Genomic DNA, 17,740 nt, shown 5'->3' with positions numbered 1-17,740 from the left:
CACGCGCTGTGCCCCGCCGTGCCCGACATCCCGACCGACGACTCGTACCGCGACGATCCGAGCCTCGCATCTCACCCGGCCGAATGCGGCGATCACGATGCAGCGCCCGCCGGAACGACGACGCCTTCCCTCCGGCTCGATCGCCGTCGCCGAGGCGCCTGCAGCGCATACCGCCGTCACCCCGGTCGGGCTACGGCGACACTCAGCTCGTGGTCGCGCTCTCCTCCGCTCCGGCTGCGCCGCCGTCATCATGCGGCGCACGGTAAGGCACATCGTACTGCTTGAAGATCGCCTCGATGGTGCCGTCGCTGCGCATTTCGGCCATTTCGGTCCGGATCGCCTGTGCCAGATCGGGATTGCCGGCCTTGATGGCCACGCCCACGTCCCAGTCCGTCTGATACATACCGGTGAGCTTGACCGTGCGCGTCGTCACGTTCTGTTCGTCGAGCATGGCCGCGGCCCCGGCCAGTTCGCCGACCGGGGCCATCACGGCACTCACCTCGCCCTCGTTGAGCGCGGTCATGGCCTCGGGCACCGAATCGAAGTGCACGACGTCCTCGCGCAGCTGGCCCTGAAACGCGGAGGTCAGAAAATAATCGCCGAGGGAATCGATCTCGACACCGATGCGCTGGCCCTTGAGCGCCAGCGCGCCGTCGATGTCGCCGCCCAGGCGGCTGGCATCATAGGCGAAACCCATGGTCTCGTTGTAGTAGGGCGCGATGAAGGTCGCCTGATCGTTGGCGTTCTGGAAGGCATCCGCCATGCCCACATGCAGCATCGCATCCGCCGTACCACCGCCGAGGTAGTGCCCCTTCCAGACCTGGTTTCGGATGTCGTCGCCCATGGTTTCGTCGGCGGTGAAGCTGCGCAGCGAGAAGCCGACCCCCAGCCGCTCGGCCAGCGCCCGGCCGATGTCGACATCGATGCCGCTCACACCGGCGTTCTCCGGACTGTAGGACCACGGCGGGAAGTCGCGATAGACCGCCACTTCGATGGTGCCGTTGTCGCGGATCCGCTGCAGTCCGTCGGGACGGTCGGTGTCGGCCGCCGGCGTGGCGCGGGCCGTGTCCGCGTCGCGGCCATCAGCATCCGTGGATGGCTCGCCGGTCGAGTCGGCCGCCGCCGAATCCTCCGTTTCGGCTTCGTCTTCGTCGCTTGAGCCGTTCTCGTCGGACTGCTCGTACAGGGACTCGAGATCCTTGTCGTTGTACTCGTAGTGGCGCTTGTCGACATAGGCGCGGATCGCCCACATCGTCTTCTGGTCGAGCACGCCCTCGAAGGCGGGCATCTTGGTCATGCCCGCACGCTTGACGCCGTTACGGACGTGGTTGATGAAGTACTCGTCGTACTGCGGCCCGAGCTCGCGCAAATCCGGCGCGATGCCGCCCGAGATCATGTCGATGCCGTGACAGCGGGCGCAGTTGGCGTCGTAAGCACTTTCGCCGACGTCCATGGCCTTCTTCGAACCCCGGTAGGGATTCTCGCTCAGCCACTGGCCATCGGGCAGGTCGGCTAGCGCGCTGGTATCGACCGCCTCGCCGCCGCCCCCGTGCTGGGCGAAGGCCGGCACGCCGAACACGATCGCGCCCGTGGCGGCCAGCGCCATCGCCGCATGCTTGAATCTCGTCATAGGGTGTTTCTCCTCCGATCCGGCGCTGCCGACGCGGCGCGTCAGCCGCGGCCCTCGGCCTGCTCGTAGAGCGCGGCCGGATCCTTGTCGTTGTATTCGTAGTGGCGTTTGTCCAGATAGGCGCGGATCGCCCACATCGCTTCCTGATCCAGCACACCCTCGAAGGCCGGCATGTAGGTCATGCCGTTGCGCTGCACGCCGCTGCGGACCTTGCCGATGAAATAATCGTCATACTCGGGGCCGAGTTCACGCAGGTCCGGTGCGATGCCACCGGAGACGGCATCGAGCCCGTGGCACCGGGCACAGTTCTGCCCGTATGCGGAGGCACCGATCTCGATGGCCTGCCGATTGCCGCGGTAGGGATTCTCATCCAGCCACGCGTCCGCCGCGAGCGGTTCGAGACCGTCGGTAGCCACTGCCTGCGGCACGACGTCGCCGTGCGCCCACGCCGGGCCGACGGCCAGCCAGAGCGCGCTGGCGCCGATAGCGACGGTCAGCGCACGCCTGTTCGTTCTGTTCATGTGTCAGTGGATCCGTGCAATGAGGCGCAGGCCGGCGCGAACGCCGGCCCTGCCTCCCGATGAGACGTTACTGCTTGAGGCCGTCGGGGATCTTGAAGACCCAGACGCTGCCCCCCTGGTTGAGGAACTTGACGCGCTTGGCGACTTCGCCGCCCCACAGCGGAACGGCGCCGCCCCAGCCGGAAGTCACGGAGACGTACTGATCGCCGTCCATCTCCCAGGTGATCGGCTGACCGACCACGCCGGAGCCGGTCTGGAACTTCCACAGCTCCTCGCCGGTCTCGGCGTCGAGCGCCTTCAGATAGCCTTCGGGCGTGCCGTAGAAGACCAGGCCGCCGGCCGTGGTCATCGTGCCGCTCCACAGCGGCGCGTTGTTCTTGGCCTCCCACTTGATCTCCCCGGTCTTCGGGTCGATCGCACGCACTGCGCCGATATAATCTTCGTTGAGCGGCTGGATGTTGAAGCCCGCACCCAGATAGGCCGCGCCGGCCTTGTAGGTGATCGGCTCGTTCCAGATGTCCATGCCCCACTCGTTGGTCGGCACGTAGAACAGCCCCGTGTTGGGGTTGTAGGACATCGGCATCCAGTTCTTCGCCCCCAGGAAGGACGGCGTCACGAACACCGACTCGCCCTTGCTGCCCTCGGTCTCCGACGGATCGCCCGGGCGCTTGCCGGTCTCGACCGGACGGCCGGTCTCCATGTCGACCTTCTCGGCCCAGTTGACCTCGTTGACGAACTTGGTCGCGCTCTCGAGATCGCCGTTCGTGCGGTCCAGCACGTAGAAGAACCCGTTGCGGTCGGCCGACGCGCAGTATTTCTCGCCGTCGCTGTCGAACGGGATGCACATGTTGGTGCCGTCGTAGTCCCAGGCGTCATGCGGCGTCTTCTGATAATGCCAGGCGATCTTGCCGGTCTCGGGCTCGATGGCCAGCATCGACGACGAGAACAGGTTGTCGCCCGGACGCATGTGCGAGTTCCAGGGCGAGGGGTTGCCGGCACCGAAATAGATCAGGTCGGTTTCCGGATCGTAGGTCCCGCCCAGCCATGTGGCCGCGCCGCCGCGCTTGTACATGTCTCCGGGCCAGGTCTCGCCGCGGGTGCCGCTGATGCCGTTCTCGGTCTTTTCGCCGTCCTTCCAGACATAGCCCATGTTGCCTTCGACGGTGGGCCGGCTCCAGATCATCTCGCCCGTCTTGGCGTCACGCGCCTCCACCCGGCCGAGCACGCCGAACTCGCCGCCGGAGACGCCGGTGACGACCATGTCGTTCACGATCAGCGGCGCCGCGGTGTAGGAGTAACCCTCCTTGTAGTCGGCCATGGTCTCGCTCCAGACCACGTCGCCGGTCTCCTGGTCCAGCGCGACGAGCTTGGCGTCGAGCGTGCCGAAGATGAACAGATCGCCGTAGAGCGCGCCGCCGCGGTTGACGACGTCACAGCAGGGCATGATGCCATCGGGCAGACGCTGCTCGTACTGCCAGATCTCCTCGCCGGTCTTCACGTCGATCGCCCAGGCGCGCGAATACGACCCGGTGACGAACATCTTGCCGTCGTGAACCAGCGGCTGGGATTCCTGGCCGCGCTGCTTCTCGCCGCCGAACGAGAACGCCCACGCCGGGTAGAGATGTTCGACGTTGTCGGTGTTGATCTTGTCCAGCGGGCTGAAACGCTGCATCTGGGTGCCCATGCCCACGTGCAGCACGTTGTCGGTCGATTGCTGGTCGTTCTTGATCTGTTCCCAGCTGACCCCGGCGGCCATTGCCGTCGAAGACGCCAGAAACAGCGTGCCGAGCGCCAACAACCCCCCTCGCCTTCCGAGGACGGAATCGGTTTTCATGGTCTCCTCCTGAATACGGTTTTTCTTGTGTGTCACCGGCGAATCCGGCGACGCCGTGACCACGGGTCGCAAGAAGGGTGCCAGCGATTGATTGCGGCATGACCGATTCAAAAAGACACCGCGATTGCACCTCAAAGTATTGATTTAAAAATAGTAAAACGCGCCTATCCCCGCGCGCCGGCCGGCCGTGGCCACGACCGCGAACCGGTCTCCTGGGGGACGTCATAAAAAGCGGCCGGGAAAATGTCCCGGCCGCGTGACAGATTGTCCCGATCGGGCGTATCGCGGGTTACGGCAGTCGTTCGAGCAGCGCGTCCTTTTTCTGCTCGTAGTCGTCGGCGCTGATCAGATTCTGCTCGCGCAGGCGCTTGAGACGGGTCAGTCGCTCTTCGATACGCGACCATTCGGCGTCCCGCGGGGCAGGGGCTGCGGGCGCCGGCTCAGCCGTCATCGACGCCGACGACTCGGCCGCCGCGGGAGCCTCGGATGCGGGTTCAGCCGTGCCGGTCTCGGACTTGCCGGCGGCGGCCGGGCCGTATTCCAGCGGCTGCGCCGCGGTGCTCGCACTCGATTCGATCACCCGCGGCGCCGCGGCCCGGGCTGCCTCGATCGCCTCGGGCGTGGCCTCGAGCTCGATCCAGTCGCGCCGTTCGCCGTGCCAATGCCAGCTCTCGCCGGCCACGAGGCGCTGCACACCCACCTGTCGCGGTTCCGCGCGGCTGCCATACTCGAATTCGTTGATCGACATGTCGCGGAATTCGCTGAACCTGTCGTCGAACTCGCCGAAGATGATGTGCAGCGTATCCCCCCGATAGAACGCCCGGCCCGTGGTCACGTGGCGGGCGCTGCCGGCGAACTGGCCCTGGGCGACGCGTCGGAACACCACGAAGGCCACGTCCTGACGCGGACCGGCGCGCACGAACGCCTTGGACAACGAGGCCGATAGCTGCCGGATGCGCGACGGCGACGTCACCGTCGACGCCCGGCCGTCCTCGTTCTCGATCCGCAGAGAGCTCAGCAGGGCCTCGAGCTGAGACGGCTCGAAGGCGGCCGGATGCTCGTTGGTCTGCTGCGCGCCCGCATCCTGCGGGATGAGCCGAATCCGGATCTCCTCGGTGTTCACGACGTTGACGTAGGCCGGCGAATTGTCCCGGTCGCCGACGTTCGGCAGCGCGCTGCAGCCCGCCGTCATCGACGCGATCATCAAACCCGTCAGTATTCGCTTGTTATGCATTGCTCCTCCCTGTTCGCCCTGCATCGTTCGACTGCTGGCTTCGATCATAGAGCATGACCGGTTCGAACAACGCCGGGCCATGACGAAAAAAGCCGGGCAGAGGAAACCGCTGCCCGGCTGGAGAATGCGGATCGCGCTGCTCTCAGAAGGAGAAGAACGCACCCACGTTGACGTTGTTGGCGTCGTACTCGTCGCCCGCATGGTTCTGCGACTCGGCGTAGGAGTACTCGGCCGTCAGGGTCAGGTTCGGCGTGAAGCTGTAGTAGTAGCCGGCCGTGACCTTCTGGTTGGATTCGAACAGGCAGACCGCACCCGCATCGCAGACACCGTCGGCGGTCGGGTTGGCCTCGTCGAATTCGGTGGTATCCAGATAGGAGATACCGTAGTTCAGGCCGAACTTGTTCTTGCCCGCGGTGTAGGTTACCTGCGCCAGACCACCGTAGGAATCGCGCTTGTTGCCCTCGGCGTCGAAGGCGTCGAACAGATAGGCCACCGAACCCAGGCCTTCGGTGTAGTAACCCGACAGCAGGAAGTCCAGCGCGCCCAGCGACTGCTTGTAGTTCAGATCGACGCCGTAGACGCGCTCGTCGTCAATCACTTGAGTACCCGGCTCGAGCGCGCCATCATTGTCAATATCAATATCGTTGCCATTAACTTCCAACGTAACGGCGTTCATCGATACAAAGGCACCATCCCACTCATAGCGTAGCTGGCCGTGAAACCCTGGCAGGCTCTCGCCTACGCCAACAGTCGACGGCGAACTCAGCGAATCGATCGTCTGAAACACACCGGCGGTCGCGGTGAAGCCACCCATGTCCGGGGTGGTGTAGTTGATCTGACTGAGCGTATCCGTATAGATGTAGCCGAAGCCGATCGAACCCAGCGTGGTGTTCGCCGGCGAACCGACCGCGTTCGTCGCCACGCCGACGGCCGGGATCGTCATGTCGTTGATGATGGCGTCATAGCCGAACAGGCCGAAGTCGCGACCGGCCTTGACCGTGCCGAACTCCGAATTGCCGAACTCCAGAAAGACCTGACGGATGTCCAGACTGGTCGAGCCGAGCGCCACGTTGTTGCCCGGTGCCAGATTCGGCGAACCGCCGGTGCCGTTCGCGTTGTCGTTGGTCACGATGCCCGGATAGAGGCCGAACGTACCCGAGATGTCCCAGCCGTTCTGCTGCGTCGAGGCGCCGAAGACCAGCGCCGCCGGCAGCAGGCCGGTGCGAACCGACGATACGTTGTCGTCGATGGGACCGTTGATGTTGCAGGCCCCCACGACACCGCCCGCCAGGGAACCGCCGAAGCTGATCGGCGAACCGCTGTCGCAGGAGGTGTAGACATAGTTGGCATTAACGTTGCCGTTGACCGAGAACGTCCAGTCGCCGGCCTCCATGTCGATGGCATGGGCCGCGGGCACCGTTCCGATCAGGGCCAGCGAACCCGCCGCTGACAGCGCCAGTTTCCTCAATCGCATGTTGAATCCCCTCTCCACTTTGTTCGTTGTTATGCGGCTGCGGCGATCGCGTTGTGCGAGCGGCACGGCGTGCCTTATTTGTTGTCGAAGCCGCGACTTACCGGTCCATCCCTAATCGACCGGATGAAGTTTTGGCAGCAATCCGCGTGCCATGCTGGAACGAGACCCGCCGGCTGCGGGTTTTCAGGGAATAATCGGAAGATGGGGTGCGCGGCAGCGATTCATTCGCGTGACAGCCTGTCGCCGAGGCGATGCACCACTGTCTTGTTTTTGCAACACACCCAGACGGCCACCGGCTGCAGGGCGCAGCAAACTCACATGTAGCACCGCAGGCGCGAGAGGCGCTCGTCGCCCGGCGGATGGGTCGCATGGAACGCGGCGTACCAGCGATCCATGGTGGGCGCGTTGAGGTTGTGGGCCAGCAGCCGCCGCAGGGCCGAAACCAGCGCCGCGGGCTCTGCGTGGCGGGCCGCGAACGCGTCGGCTTCATACTCGTAGCGACGCTTGAGCGCCGACAGCAAAGGCCGCAACGGCCAGGCCAGTGCCGGCAGCAGCACGAACAGAGCGACCGCCATCACTGCCGGCGCGGCCTGCATGCCGGCTGCCGACAGCAACAGCGGCAGCAGCGACACTGCAGCAAGAATCAGGCCGAACAGCAATCCGTAGTAACGCTTCAGATGGCCGCACCGGAAATGACCCAGTTCATGCGCCAGCACGGCCTCGATCTCGGCCGGTGGCAGCTGTTCCATGAGGGTATCGAGCAGCACGATCCGCTTGCTGCGGCCGACACCGGCAAAATAGGCGTTGGCCAGCGTCGAGCGGCGCGATCCGTCCATGATGCGGACATCACTCAGGTGCGCGCCGCTGCGGTCCATCATCGCGGCCAGGCGCTGGCGCAGCGCACCGGCCGGCAGCGATGTGAAACGATTGAACAGGGGCGCGATCAGGTTGGGCCGGGCCCAGAAATACGCGAGTGCGGCAGCGATCGCGAGCAGTCCGCACAGCGGCCAGGCCACGGCGACCGGCAGCAGGCCAAACGGCCAGAGTGTCCAGGCGGCGGCCAGAGTCGCCAGCAGCACGGCCAGGCCACCGGATGCGAGCCCGTCGCGGGCCATGCCCGCCGCATCGAGACGCGATGTGCCGAAGGCGCGCTCGACCGCCCACCAGCGTCCCCAGCGCAGGGGCTGCCCGAGCAGCTGATCGACGGCAGCGAACAGCGCCACGAAAACCACGCCCGAGAGCCAGCCGTCCGGCGTCACCGCGCGCGCCAGCAGGCTCAGTCCGCCGCCCAGCCAGACGGCCACGCGCAGCACGGTCTCGGCCGACGCCAGCCACTGGAACAGCGCGCGCCGCTGACCGTAGCGGATGCGTCGACAATGCGTGGCCGCCGGCTCACGGCCCGGCTCGACCCGTGCCAGATGACACCACTGGCGCCAGGCGAGCACGGCCTCGAGCACGAGTCCGGCCAGCAACCACACCGCCAGCACGATGGTCATGGGCCACGGCAGACCGCTCATGGCGCCGGCATCATTCGGGAACCGGCCCGCGCGGCCCGTCGGCCCCACGCCCTGCGCCGCGCGCCTCGGCCCATCGCCCGTGCAGACAGCGTCTCCAAGTTGACCTGCTGCGCAAGCCGCGTAATGTGACGGATAGCGCGGACGCAATCGAACACCCGCGGCCCGCATCCACAACGAACAATCACATTTTCCGAAGACGAGGAGTACTCCATGAGCATCGCGATCCATCCTTCCGTGGACAAGGGCATGACGCCGGCGGCCGACAACTTCTCCGGCGGCACCCTGCGCTGCAAGTGCAGCGACCCGGTCGAGGTCAGCGTATCCTCTCAGTGCGCACACAACCACGTCTGCGGCTGCACCATGTGCTGGAAGCCGGAGGGCGCCCTGTTCGCGCAGATCGCCGTCGTGCCCAGCGACAGCGTCAAGGTCACCAAGAACCAGGACAAGCTGAAGGTGGTCAACCCGGACGCCGCGATCAAGCGTCACGCCTGTCAGGACTGCGGCGTGCACATGTATGGCCACATCGAGGACACCAACCACCCGTTCCACGGGCTGGACTTCATCCATACCGAGCTCTCGGACGATGATGGCTGGGCACCGCCCCAGTTCGCGGCCTTCGTGTCGTCGATCATCGAATCGGGCCAGGACCCGGAGAAGATGGGCGATATCCGCCGTCACCTCCACGACACCGGCCTTGAGCCCTACGACTGCCTGTCGCCGACGCTGATGGACGTGATCGCCACGCACACGGCCAAGCAGAAGGGCGTGCTCTAGCAGCCGCGACCGCCCGGCCCGACGTCGATCGCCCCGGTCATGCCGGGGCGATCGCGTTGGGGCACCGGTACGACGAGCCGCGCCCGTCGACCTGCCGCTGTCCCCGCGCGGCGCGCGGACATCTTCGCGCCGGCGTGCGACAGCGCTGGATCGCCGCATCTCTTGTGTTTCACGGGACGCTTGCTTTCGGGGTCGGCCGCGCTGAACCGTCGGCCCTGGGCACTCTGGGGCTCTGCACGCCAGGATCGTGACGTACCACGCGCGACGGCCGGACACGAGGTGCAGCGGCCGACGCGGCGTTCGTGTGAGGCGTTGACGGCCCTAGTCGAATGTCGGCGCCGGCCCGCGCAACAGCTCGGTGTCGAAATCGGCCGGCAGCGCGATCTCGATCGGCAGCACCGCGGAGGCCAGCGTCTTGCCGTAGTTGTCCAGCCGCAGACTGCGCGACACGCCCCCGCCCAGCGCGCCTTCGCAGACGAAGTTGAGCACGCCCAGCCCGTCGACCGCGTAACGCCGCACCTCCCCTTCGACGACGCCGGCGAGCCGGTCGGCGACCCGGGCCGCGGTGAGCTGCTCGTGCAGCAGCACGTAGGCGGGGCGATTGTAGGCGATCACGGCGATGTTGGAGGTATCGCCCTTGTCGCCGGAGCGCGAATGGGCCAGCGCCCGAACGGTGGTGTGGTGAGCCATGCGACCTACTCCGAGTCGACGAAGACGATGTCCGGCGCGACCGCCTCGCGGTCGATCAGCGTCGACCAGATGCCGATCACCTCGCGCACGCGGTCGGCGTAAGGCACCCGCTTGCCGGTGGACCCCAGCCCGGACACGGCCATGCCGTCGACCTCCCGGCCGATCTTGGCGGCTTCGGCGCGCGTCGCGCAGCGCGCGGCCACCCGCACCCCGACCTCGTAGGGTTCGGCGGCCGGTTCCGGCGACGCCGCCCCATGGATGGCGTTCACGCCCAGGAAATCGAAGCGCAGATCGGCCGCCTTCAGGTCGACCACCGCGAAGCGTTCGCGCAGGATCCGCTCGGCCAGCCGCGCCTTGTCGAGGGCCCCCGGCCCGGCGTAGAAGAACATGTCCTCGCCGATGAAGCCCTCCTGCGCGCCGATCGAGACCTTGAGCGTATCCGTGCGGGGGCTGCCGGTGATGCCCGAGACGCGCACCCGATCCAGCCCGATCGGCTCGATCGACGCGCCGGTGAAGTCCACCACCACGTCCGGCGTGATGTAGCGCGCCGGATCGTGCACCTCGTAGCACATCTGCTCGAGCACCGTGCGCCGGTCGATCACGCCGCCGGTGCCCGCAACCTTGGTCAGCACCGCCGCGCCGTCGGCCTCCACTTCGGCGATCGGAAAGCCGAGATTCCACGGCTCGGGCACGTCCTTGTAGCCGGGATCGACGAAATAGCCGCCGGTCACCTGGGCGCCGCATTCCAGCAGATGGCCGATGCCCGCGCCCTGACCCAGCCGCGCCGTGTCCGCCCGCGTCCAGCCGAAGGTGTGCATCATGGGCGCGAGAAACAGTGCCGGATCGGCCACGCGACCGGTCACCACCACGTCCGCCCCCGCGGCCAGGGCGGCGACGATCGGCTCCGCGCCGAGATAGGCCTCGGCGGAGACGATATCGCCCTCGATCGTGTCGATCGAGGCGCCGGTTTCCAGAATCGGCCCCGCCAGCCGGCCGATGCGGTCGGTGACCTCGGCGCCGGTCACGGCCGCCACCTTCCAGTCATGGGCGCCGTGGGCGTCGAGCCGGGCCCGGATCGCCCGCGCCGCGCCCAGCGGGTTCACCCAGCCCTGATTGGTCACGATCTTCGTGCCGCGGCGGATGCAGTGCGGCAGGACCGCGTCGAAGCGATCCTCCAGATAGGTGTCGTAGCCGCCGAAGTCCGGATCGCGGCGACGACGCACCTGGGCCGTCGAAACGGTGGCCTCGGCCATGGTCTCGAAGCACAGATAGTCGAGATCGCCCTTCTCGGCCACCTGCGCGGCCGGCGAGATGCGATCGCCCCACCAGCCGGAGCCGGTTCCGATTCTCAGCATGGTCCGTCCGTGATTTGAAGCCAGAAGACGATGTCGCTCACTGCATCAGGCTGGGTATGTACAGCGAGATCGACGGAAAGGAGAACAGCAGCACCATGACCACGGCCTCGGCACACAGGAACCACAGGGTTCCGCGCACGACGCGATCGAAGGGCACGGCGTCGCCGACCGCGGCCGAGGTCACGAACAGATTGAGCCCGATCGGTGGCGTGAGCAGGCCGATCTCGATGAACTTGACCACGATCACGCCGAACCAGATCTCGTCGACACCCAGACTGGTCATGATCGGCGCCAGGATCGGCAGCGTCACCAGCATCAGCCCGATGGGATCGAGAAACATCCCGAGCACGAGATAGAACGCCGAGGTGAGCAGGAAGAACACCAGCAGGTTCACCGAATACTCGTTGACCAGCAGACCGACCTGCATGGGGATCTGGCTCAGGGTCAGGAAACGGCTGAACAGCACCGCACCGACCGCGATCAGAAAGATCGCCGCGGTGGTGCGTACGGTCTCGACGACCGAAATCCGCAGCATGCCCCAGGAGAACGAACGATCGAGCACCGAGGCCACGATCGCCACCACCGCGCCGAAGGCCCCAGCCTCGGTCGCGGTGACGGTGCCGGAGTACAGGCCGCCGACGATGCCGGACACGATCAACGGCAGCGGCCAGGCCCGCACCAGCAGCCGCCATTTCTCGCCGCGCGTGAACACATCTTTGCTGCGTGGCGCCAACTCGGGGTTGATCGTCGCCCGCACCATGATCAGCCCGGTGTAGGCCACCATCGTGAGCAGCCCCGGCAGCAGCCCCGCCAGCAGCAGCGCGCCGACCGAGGCCTCCATGAACACCGCATAGAGGATGAACGGGATCGACGGCGGGATGAGCGCGCCGAGCGTGCCGGAGGCGGCCACCACGCCCGTGGCCAGGCCCTTGTCGTAACCGGCGCGCAGCATCTCGGGCACGGCCAGTCGCGACATCGCCCCGGCCATGGCCACGCTCGATCCCGACGCCGCGGCGAAGCCGGCACTGGCCAGGTTCGTTGCAATTGCCAGCCCGCCGGGCAGGAACGACAGCCACGCCCGCGCGGCGCGGAACAGATGCGCGGTCAGCCCCGAATGAAAGGCCACCGCCCCCATCAGGATGAACATGGGGATCGCGGTGAGCGACCAGTGCGCCACGAAATCGAACGTGGCCGCGCCCAGGGAGGACAGCATCGCCGTGAGCCCGCGCAGCCAGTAGATGCCCACGGCCGCGGTGGCGCCCAGGGCCACGCCGATCGGCACGCGGATGGCGATGAGCACCAGCAGCAGGCCGACGCAGTAGAGGCCGATTGTCACGGGGCTCATCGCGCGGCCTCCTCGTCGTCGATGACCAGGCCTTCGGCGGCCTCGCGCGTATCGGCGCCGACGAGCATGCGGCCCAGCCGCCAGGCGACCGCCGCCGCCGCCAGCACCAGACCGGTCACTGCCAGCCAGCGCGCCGGCCATACCGTCAGATGGGCGAAGATGGCGTCCACTTCCTCGCCCTGGCGGGTCTTGCTCAGGGCGGTTCGCCACAGCCCCCAGCTAAAGCACAGGAAGAACGCCAGCGTGATCATCTCGGCCAGCAGGTCCGTGATCCGCCGCACGCCGGCCGGCAGGAGATTGGCCAGCACGTCCACGCGGATATGGGCGTTCTGCCAGGCGGCGGTGAAGACGCCGAGAAATACCGCGGCGACCATGTAGAAATAGCTCACGACCTCGATCGTGCCGAGCAGCGGCTCGTTGAAGCCCACGCGCATGAACACGGCGACGGTCACATGCACCATCATCAGCACGGTCGCGATGGCGGCGATGAACGCCGCCACGCGGGCCAGTGGCGACAGCACGTATCTCATGCGTCCACCTCGGCGTCGATCACCAGCACCACCTTGCCGATCGCGCGCCGCTCGACCAGATGATCGAGCGCGGCCACCACTTCCTCCAGCGGGCGCCGATGACCGATCACCGGTGCGATGCGCCCGCTCGCCGCGGCCTCCAGCAACGTGGCCATGCTCGCCTTGAGCCGCGGCGCGAACTCGACGCTGCGATCGCGCACGCCCCAGCCGAAGTATTCGCTGAAATTGAGCCCCAGCAGGCTGATGTTCTTGACCAGCAGGATGTTGGCCGGCACCTGCGGGATGCTGCCGCTGGCAAAGCCGGCAGTGACCACCCGGCCCTCGACCGCGGTCGCGCGCAGCGACTCGCCGAGCACGTCGCCGCCGACCGGGTCGAACACGACGTCCGCACCGGCGCCGTCGGTCAGCTCCTTGACCGCGTCGCGAAACCCGCTCCGGGCGTAATTGATCGTATGGGCGGCGCCGGCGGCTTGCGCGGCCTCGCACTTGGCATCGCTGCTCGCGGTGGCGATGACCCGCGCACCGGTCATGGCCCCGATCTGAACCGCGGCCAGACCGACCGCGCCGGCCGCGCCGTGCACCAGCAACGTCTCTTCGGCGGCCAGGCCCGCACGCCAGATCAGCCCGGCATAGGCGGTGCCGTAGGAAATGGGCACGTTGACGGCCCGGTCGAGTCCGAGCCCGTCGGGCACCGGATAGACCGTGGTGGCCTCGGCGACCACGTGCTCGGCGTACCCGCCCTCGCGCACAATCGCCACCACGCGGTCGCCCACGGCAAACGCATCGACGCCCTCGCCGATCGCATCGACCACCCCCGAGACCTCGCTGCCGGGCACGAACGGCGGCTCCGAGCGACGCTGGTAGCGGCCGGCGATCACCAGCGTGATCGCGAAGGACACGCTCGCATAGGCCGCCCGCAGGCGCACCTGGCCCGGCCCCGGCGACGGCACGTCGCATTCGGCCACGGCCAGATCGCGATAACTGCCGAGTTGCTCACAGACGATCGCCTGCATGGCGCGTTTCTCCTTCAGTACGTCGGTCGCTCAAGACAGGTGCCGGCGCGGATCAGGGTCGATACCTCCGCGGCCGTGTAGCCGGCCTCCGACAGGATCTCGCGGGTGTGGCCGCCCAGATCCGGGTCCGGGCGCAGCCGGTCGGGGGTCAGCCCCGCCCCGGGCAGCCCGACCAGCGGCAGCGGCCCGAGCCCCGGGGCCTCGACCTCGGTGAACAGGCCGAGATGCCGGGCCTGCGGATCGTCCACCAGATCCGCGTACTCGTTGACCGGACCGCAGAGCACGCCGGCGGCGTTGAAGCGCTCGATCCAGTCGGCGCGATCGCCCTCGGCCAGCACCGCGGCCAGTTCGGCGTGCAGGGTCTCGGCGTGTGCGATGCGATCGCGGTTGTCGGCAAAACGCGGATCGGCGGCCCATTCGGGGCGTCCGACGGCGTCGCAGAGTTTCTCGAACATGGTGTTGCGCAGGCAGGTGAGCGCCATCATGCCGGTGCGCGTCGGAAAGAAGCCCGACGGCGCGGTGGTCGGCGTCCCGGCCTGGCCGTCGCGCATCAGGTTCTGCAGCAGCGCGGTCATCTGAAAGGCGGCCGCGGCTTCCAGCAGGGAGATCTCCAGATGCCGCCCGGCGCCGCTGGCGCGCTGCTCGAACAGGGCCGCGCCCATGGCATAGCCCGCATACAACCCCGTGACCATGTCGACCGCGAGCATGCCCACCCGCCGCGGCGCGCCGTCGGCGCCCCGATTCATCGCCGCCATGCCGCTCGCGCCCTGGAGGATGGTGTCCGACCCGGGACGCTTCGCATAAGGCCCGTCCTGACCGTAGCCGGATATCGAGGCCAGAATGACCCCCGGCCGCAGTGCCGCCAGACGGGGATAATCGAGCCCGAGCCGGGCCATGACGCCGGGCCGAAAGCTCTCCACGACCAGATCCGCGCTCCCGGCGAGCCGGTGCAGCACACCCCGGCCCTCGTCGGAGCGGGCGTCGAGACAGATCGCCCGCTTGCCCCAGTTGGCCGGTGCGGCCATGGTGCTGTGGCCGCCGCGGGCCTCGCCCATGAGCCGGCCCCAGTCGCCTTCCGGCGGCTCGACCTTGATCACGTCGGCGCCCATCGCCGCGAGCATGCCGGCGGCGTAGGGTCCGGCCAGCCCCTGGGCCAGATCGAGGACGCGGATGCCGCGGTAGGGCTGCAGTGCCGCGTCGCTCATGCCGTCATCGTCGCCGTGCTCCGCCAACCCGCGTGGTTCTCGGGACTCACTGGCCGTCTTCGCTCAGGATGTGCTTCTTGAGCAGGGCGTAGTACTCCTGCTCGGACAGATCCTGACCCTCGATGCGATCGCGCCATTCATCCAGATTGTCCAGAAAGGCCTGAACGATGGCGTCCGGGTTATCGACTCCGCGCTCGCGGGCGGTCTTTGCGGACTGCTCGACCTGGGATTCCATGAAGGCGTCGCGGCGCTCGGCCGTGTCGTCGGATACATCCACGAAACGGATGTCCTCGCTCTTGGCCTTGTCGCGCGCCGTCTTCTCTTCGGCGGTGTAGGCGTAGACGGTGGAGGCCAGCGCCTGCAGCGCGGCGTCCTGCATGATGCCCCGGGTGTCGTCGTCCAGGCTCTCCCAGACCTGCTGCGAGATGTTGAACAGCGATCCGCCCTGGAAACCGCCCATCGGCAGGGTCACGACGCTGTCGACAACCTCGGCCAGCGACAGCGAATCGAGCCAGCTCACCGCGCCGATAACGCAGTCGAGCTGGCCGCGCTCCATGGCCTCGTAGGCCTCGCTGTTGGGGATGTTCACCGGAACGCCGCCGATCTCGCTCACCCAGCGCCCGACCTCGGAGCCGGGCGCGCGCATGCGCAGACCCGAGGGGTCGAAGCCGTCCGACATGTCACCCTTGCACATCGCCTGGTAGGGCGGGGTCGAATAGGTGGCCAGGAAACGCACGTTCTTGTCCTTGAACTCGTCCATGCACTGCGGACAGTCGTTGAGCACCGTGTCGGTGATCGCGGCGGCCGTGATCGCGTTGTCCGCGTTGTAAAAGGACAGATCCGACAGCACCATGTTCACCGGCAGCGAGGTCGGGAAATAGACCGAGACGATGAAGCCGGCATCGATGAGCTGATCCTCGATCGCGGAGAGCATGGTCTTGGCCGAAGCCGCCGCCTCCGAGGGATAGAAGGCGAATTCGATCTCGCCGTCGGTCTCGTCCTCGACGATGTCGACGAAGCGGGCGATACCGTCCTCGCTGGTCGGATGCGCCGGCGGCAGATAGGACCCGTAGGTCAGCTGCCGGGCCTCGGCGGCCCCGACGATGAAAACGGATGCGGCAAGCGCGTAGACGATGCCGCGCAGCGACGGCCCGATGCTGATGGCCATGAAGGCTCTCCTCCGGTTGTTGTTTACAGGCGGTTTCTGGCGAACCGCTCCGGACACGATCAGAGCATAGCGGCCATCATCCGTCAACCGTGTTCCGTATACGGATAACGCCACACGAAGCCGCACCCGCGGCCACGACGCTCCGCTGCATCGGAGTGCCGCACTGCCGACGCGCTGACGACGTGCATGGATCGACTCGTCGCGGACACCATCGGCCATCGACGGGGCGCGGATCGCCGCGGCTCGGCAGCCCGGGCCGATGTCCCGTCTGGCGTCATCGTCGACCGCGCCGTGGCAGCGGCAGCGGTGGCCAAGCCCTATCGCGAAACGGAGAGGCCACGAACCATGTCAGCGCCTTGGCGCGGGCACTGCCGGCCACGCGCCGGCGCGATCGTTCGCGGGCCACCGTGCGAGCTCGTGGTGAGGCGAGTCTGATCGTACCGCGCACGGGCGCGCCGCCGGCATCCGCCGGCCGCGTCACCTCGTCGCGACCACGCGCCGGCCGATTTTCCGGACGGATCGACACCGAGACCACTTCTCGAAGCCGCGGCCGAGACTGAAGGCGTCGACGCCGTCGGGCGAACGCGACCGTTGACCCCCGCCCGGTGATACGCGCCTGCTGAATACGGCCGGGCGACACGCCGAACGATCGTCGATCCCACGCGCGGCCACTTGCCGGTCGGGCGCCCGAGCGATCGCGCCCAGCGGCAGCTCGGCACACGCCGGGCACGACGCCGGTATCGCGAGGGCCCGATCACCACAGCTCCTCGCAGGCCGCAGGGTTGGCTTTGAACGAGCCGCCCGGGTTGCCGGAGCCGTCACGCGGGGGCGGCGAACGTCATGCAAGTCGCGGCCGGCCACGGGCGCCGCAGATTCGAAGCTCTGCCTCCGAGGCCCAAAGCCTTGGTCTGGCGGACAACCACACCCCCGCCGGCGCGGCCGTCAGGCGCCGACGACCAGCCGTTCGACGACGATGAACGCCGCGGTGGCCAGCATCGCGACCGCGAATACGAACTGGAGCGTCGCACCGGCCAGATAGCGGGCCAGGACGCGACCGGAGAACATCCCGAGCACCCCGCCGATGACGAACAGCCCGGTCAGCGCCCAGTCGATCTCGCGCCCCGAGACGGCCGCCGAACCAAGTCCCGACAGCCCGATGAGCGTGATTACCAGCAGGGAGGTCGCGACCGCGCGGTGGATGCCCATTTCGGTGATCAGGATCAGCGCCGGCACGATCAGGAAACCGCCGCCCACACCGAAGAATCCGGACAGCACGCCCACGACCAGCCCCACTCCGGCCAGCGCAGCGCTGCAGGGCGCATTCAGACGCAGACGGCCGTCGTTGCTGTAGTGGCAGACGGTGCCCGCATCGCCTTCGGCCTCGGCCGACAGCCGCGCGCGCACCACCCGCGACTCGTCCGGCCGCCGCCGGGCCTTGAGGCCCATGCGC

At 67.5% G+C, this 17,740-nt stretch carries 15 protein-coding genes; 1 reads left to right on the top strand and 14 read right to left on the bottom strand.

The window, feature by feature from the left end; all coding sequences use genetic code 11:
* Nucleotides 1-202: 202 nt before the first annotated feature.
* The 6 genes from pedF (SAHL_RS11225) to SAHL_RS11200 form a co-directional block, all read right to left on the bottom strand.
* The gene (gene pedF, locus SAHL_RS11225; RefSeq protein ID WP_123591507.1) at nt 203-1,630 is read right to left on the bottom strand and encodes a cytochrome c-550 PedF; all 1,428 of its coding nucleotides are present in this window, start codon (nt 1,628-1,630) and stop codon (nt 203-205) included.
* A 41-nt stretch (nt 1,631-1,671) separates the two neighbouring features.
* Complete coding sequence (pedF, locus tag SAHL_RS11220; RefSeq protein ID WP_123591506.1) at nt 1,672-2,151, bottom strand: cytochrome c-550 PedF; 480 nt, start codon at nt 2,149-2,151, stop codon at nt 1,672-1,674.
* A gap of 67 nt (nt 2,152-2,218) precedes the next feature.
* Nucleotides 2,219-3,985 carry a PQQ-dependent methanol/ethanol family dehydrogenase gene (locus SAHL_RS11215; RefSeq protein ID WP_123591521.1) on the bottom strand — a complete coding sequence of 589 codons (1,767 nt, stop codon included), beginning with the start codon at nt 3,983-3,985 and terminating at the stop codon, nt 2,219-2,221.
* 289 nt (nt 3,986-4,274) lie between these two features.
* Nucleotides 4,275-5,219: an SHOCT domain-containing protein gene (locus tag SAHL_RS11210; RefSeq protein WP_148045557.1), complete on the bottom strand. Its 945-nt coding sequence runs from the start codon at nt 5,217-5,219 to the stop codon at nt 4,275-4,277.
* Between the two features lie 142 nt (nt 5,220-5,361).
* Complete coding sequence (locus tag SAHL_RS11205) at nt 5,362-6,693, bottom strand: porin (RefSeq protein WP_123591504.1); 1,332 nt, start codon at nt 6,691-6,693, stop codon at nt 5,362-5,364.
* Nucleotides 6,694-7,007: 314 nt separating this feature from the next.
* Nucleotides 7,008-8,210 carry a M48 family metallopeptidase gene (locus tag SAHL_RS11200; protein WP_184947642.1) on the bottom strand — a complete coding sequence of 401 codons (1,203 nt, stop codon included), beginning with the start codon at nt 8,208-8,210 and terminating at the stop codon, nt 7,008-7,010.
* 210 nt (nt 8,211-8,420) lie between these two features.
* Here SAHL_RS11200 and gfa point away from each other — a divergent pair, with 210 nt between their 5' ends.
* Nucleotides 8,421-8,984 carry an S-(hydroxymethyl)glutathione synthase gene (gene gfa, locus SAHL_RS11195; RefSeq protein WP_123591502.1) on the top strand — a complete coding sequence of 188 codons (564 nt, stop codon included), beginning with the start codon at nt 8,421-8,423 and terminating at the stop codon, nt 8,982-8,984.
* Between the two features lie 321 nt (nt 8,985-9,305).
* On the opposite strand, the gene SAHL_RS11190 is transcribed toward gfa, so the two are convergent.
* The 8 genes from SAHL_RS11190 to SAHL_RS11155 all read right to left on the bottom strand — a co-directional run.
* Nucleotides 9,306-9,674, bottom strand: coding sequence for an AtuA-related protein (locus SAHL_RS11190; RefSeq protein WP_123591501.1), 369 nt, complete (start codon nt 9,672-9,674; stop codon nt 9,306-9,308).
* A gap of 5 nt (nt 9,675-9,679) precedes the next feature.
* Nucleotides 9,680-11,029: an acyclic terpene utilization AtuA family protein gene (locus tag SAHL_RS11185; RefSeq protein ID WP_123591500.1), complete on the bottom strand. Its 1,350-nt coding sequence runs from the start codon at nt 11,027-11,029 to the stop codon at nt 9,680-9,682.
* 37 nt (nt 11,030-11,066) lie between these two features.
* Complete coding sequence (locus tag SAHL_RS11180; RefSeq protein WP_123591499.1) at nt 11,067-12,374, bottom strand: TRAP transporter large permease; 1,308 nt, start codon at nt 12,372-12,374, stop codon at nt 11,067-11,069.
* The gene (locus SAHL_RS11175; RefSeq protein ID WP_123591498.1) at nt 12,371-12,904 is read right to left on the bottom strand and encodes a TRAP transporter small permease; all 534 of its coding nucleotides are present in this window, start codon (nt 12,902-12,904) and stop codon (nt 12,371-12,373) included. Before SAHL_RS11175 ends, SAHL_RS11180 begins: the two co-directional genes overlap by 4 nt.
* Nucleotides 12,901-13,917, bottom strand: a complete 1,017-nt coding sequence (locus SAHL_RS11170) for an NADPH:quinone oxidoreductase family protein (RefSeq protein WP_123591497.1) — start codon at nt 13,915-13,917, stop codon at nt 12,901-12,903. Before SAHL_RS11170 ends, SAHL_RS11175 begins: the two co-directional genes overlap by 4 nt.
* Before the next feature lie 14 nt (nt 13,918-13,931).
* Nucleotides 13,932-15,122: a CaiB/BaiF CoA transferase family protein gene (locus tag SAHL_RS11165; RefSeq protein ID WP_148045556.1), complete on the bottom strand. Its 1,191-nt coding sequence runs from the start codon at nt 15,120-15,122 to the stop codon at nt 13,932-13,934.
* Nucleotides 15,123-15,168: 46 nt separating this feature from the next.
* Complete coding sequence (locus SAHL_RS11160) at nt 15,169-16,290, bottom strand: C4-dicarboxylate TRAP transporter substrate-binding protein (protein ID WP_184947640.1); 1,122 nt, start codon at nt 16,288-16,290, stop codon at nt 15,169-15,171.
* 942 nt (nt 16,291-17,232) lie between these two features.
* A partial coding sequence (locus SAHL_RS11155; protein WP_148045555.1) for a sulfite exporter TauE/SafE family protein occupies nt 17,233-17,740 on the bottom strand: 508 nt, incomplete at its 5' end.

The sequence above is a fragment of the Salinisphaera orenii subsp. halophila YIM 95161 genome, assembly GCF_003732545.1.
In the GTDB taxonomy this organism is placed as follows: domain Bacteria; phylum Pseudomonadota; class Gammaproteobacteria; order Nevskiales; family Salinisphaeraceae; genus Salinisphaera; species Salinisphaera orenii_A.
Note: the sequence above shows the minus strand (reverse complement) of the source record. Positions and strands in the feature narration are given on the sequence as shown.

Bases quoted from the DNA above. Each gene is read 5' to 3' on its own strand.
- pedF (WP_123591507.1), bottom strand. From the start codon at position 1,630: ATGACGAGATTCAAGCATGCGGCGATGGCGCTGGCCGCCACGGGCGCG.
- pedF (WP_123591506.1), bottom strand. From the start codon at position 2,151: ATGAACAGAACGAACAGGCGTGCGCTGACCGTCGCTATCGGCGCCAGC.
- SAHL_RS11215 (WP_123591521.1), bottom strand. From the start codon at position 3,985: ATGAAAACCGATTCCGTCCTCGGAAGGCGAGGGGGGTTGTTGGCGCTC.
- SAHL_RS11210 (WP_148045557.1), bottom strand. From the start codon at position 5,219: ATGCATAACAAGCGAATACTGACGGGTTTGATGATCGCGTCGATGACG.
- SAHL_RS11205 (WP_123591504.1), bottom strand. From the start codon at position 6,693: ATGCGATTGAGGAAACTGGCGCTGTCAGCGGCGGGTTCGCTGGCCCTG.
- SAHL_RS11200 (WP_184947642.1), bottom strand. From the start codon at position 8,210: ATGAGCGGTCTGCCGTGGCCCATGACCATCGTGCTGGCGGTGTGGTTG.
- gfa (WP_123591502.1), top strand. From the start codon at position 8,421: ATGAGCATCGCGATCCATCCTTCCGTGGACAAGGGCATGACGCCGGCG.
- SAHL_RS11190 (WP_123591501.1), bottom strand. From the start codon at position 9,674: ATGGCTCACCACACCACCGTTCGGGCGCTGGCCCATTCGCGCTCCGGC.
- SAHL_RS11185 (WP_123591500.1), bottom strand. From the start codon at position 11,029: ATGCTGAGAATCGGAACCGGCTCCGGCTGGTGGGGCGATCGCATCTCG.
- SAHL_RS11180 (WP_123591499.1), bottom strand. From the start codon at position 12,374: ATGAGCCCCGTGACAATCGGCCTCTACTGCGTCGGCCTGCTGCTGGTG.
- SAHL_RS11175 (WP_123591498.1), bottom strand. From the start codon at position 12,904: ATGAGATACGTGCTGTCGCCACTGGCCCGCGTGGCGGCGTTCATCGCC.
- SAHL_RS11170 (WP_123591497.1), bottom strand. From the start codon at position 13,917: ATGCAGGCGATCGTCTGTGAGCAACTCGGCAGTTATCGCGATCTGGCC.
- SAHL_RS11165 (WP_148045556.1), bottom strand. From the start codon at position 15,122: ATGAGCGACGCGGCACTGCAGCCCTACCGCGGCATCCGCGTCCTCGAT.
- SAHL_RS11160 (WP_184947640.1), bottom strand. From the start codon at position 16,290: ATGGCCATCAGCATCGGGCCGTCGCTGCGCGGCATCGTCTACGCGCTT.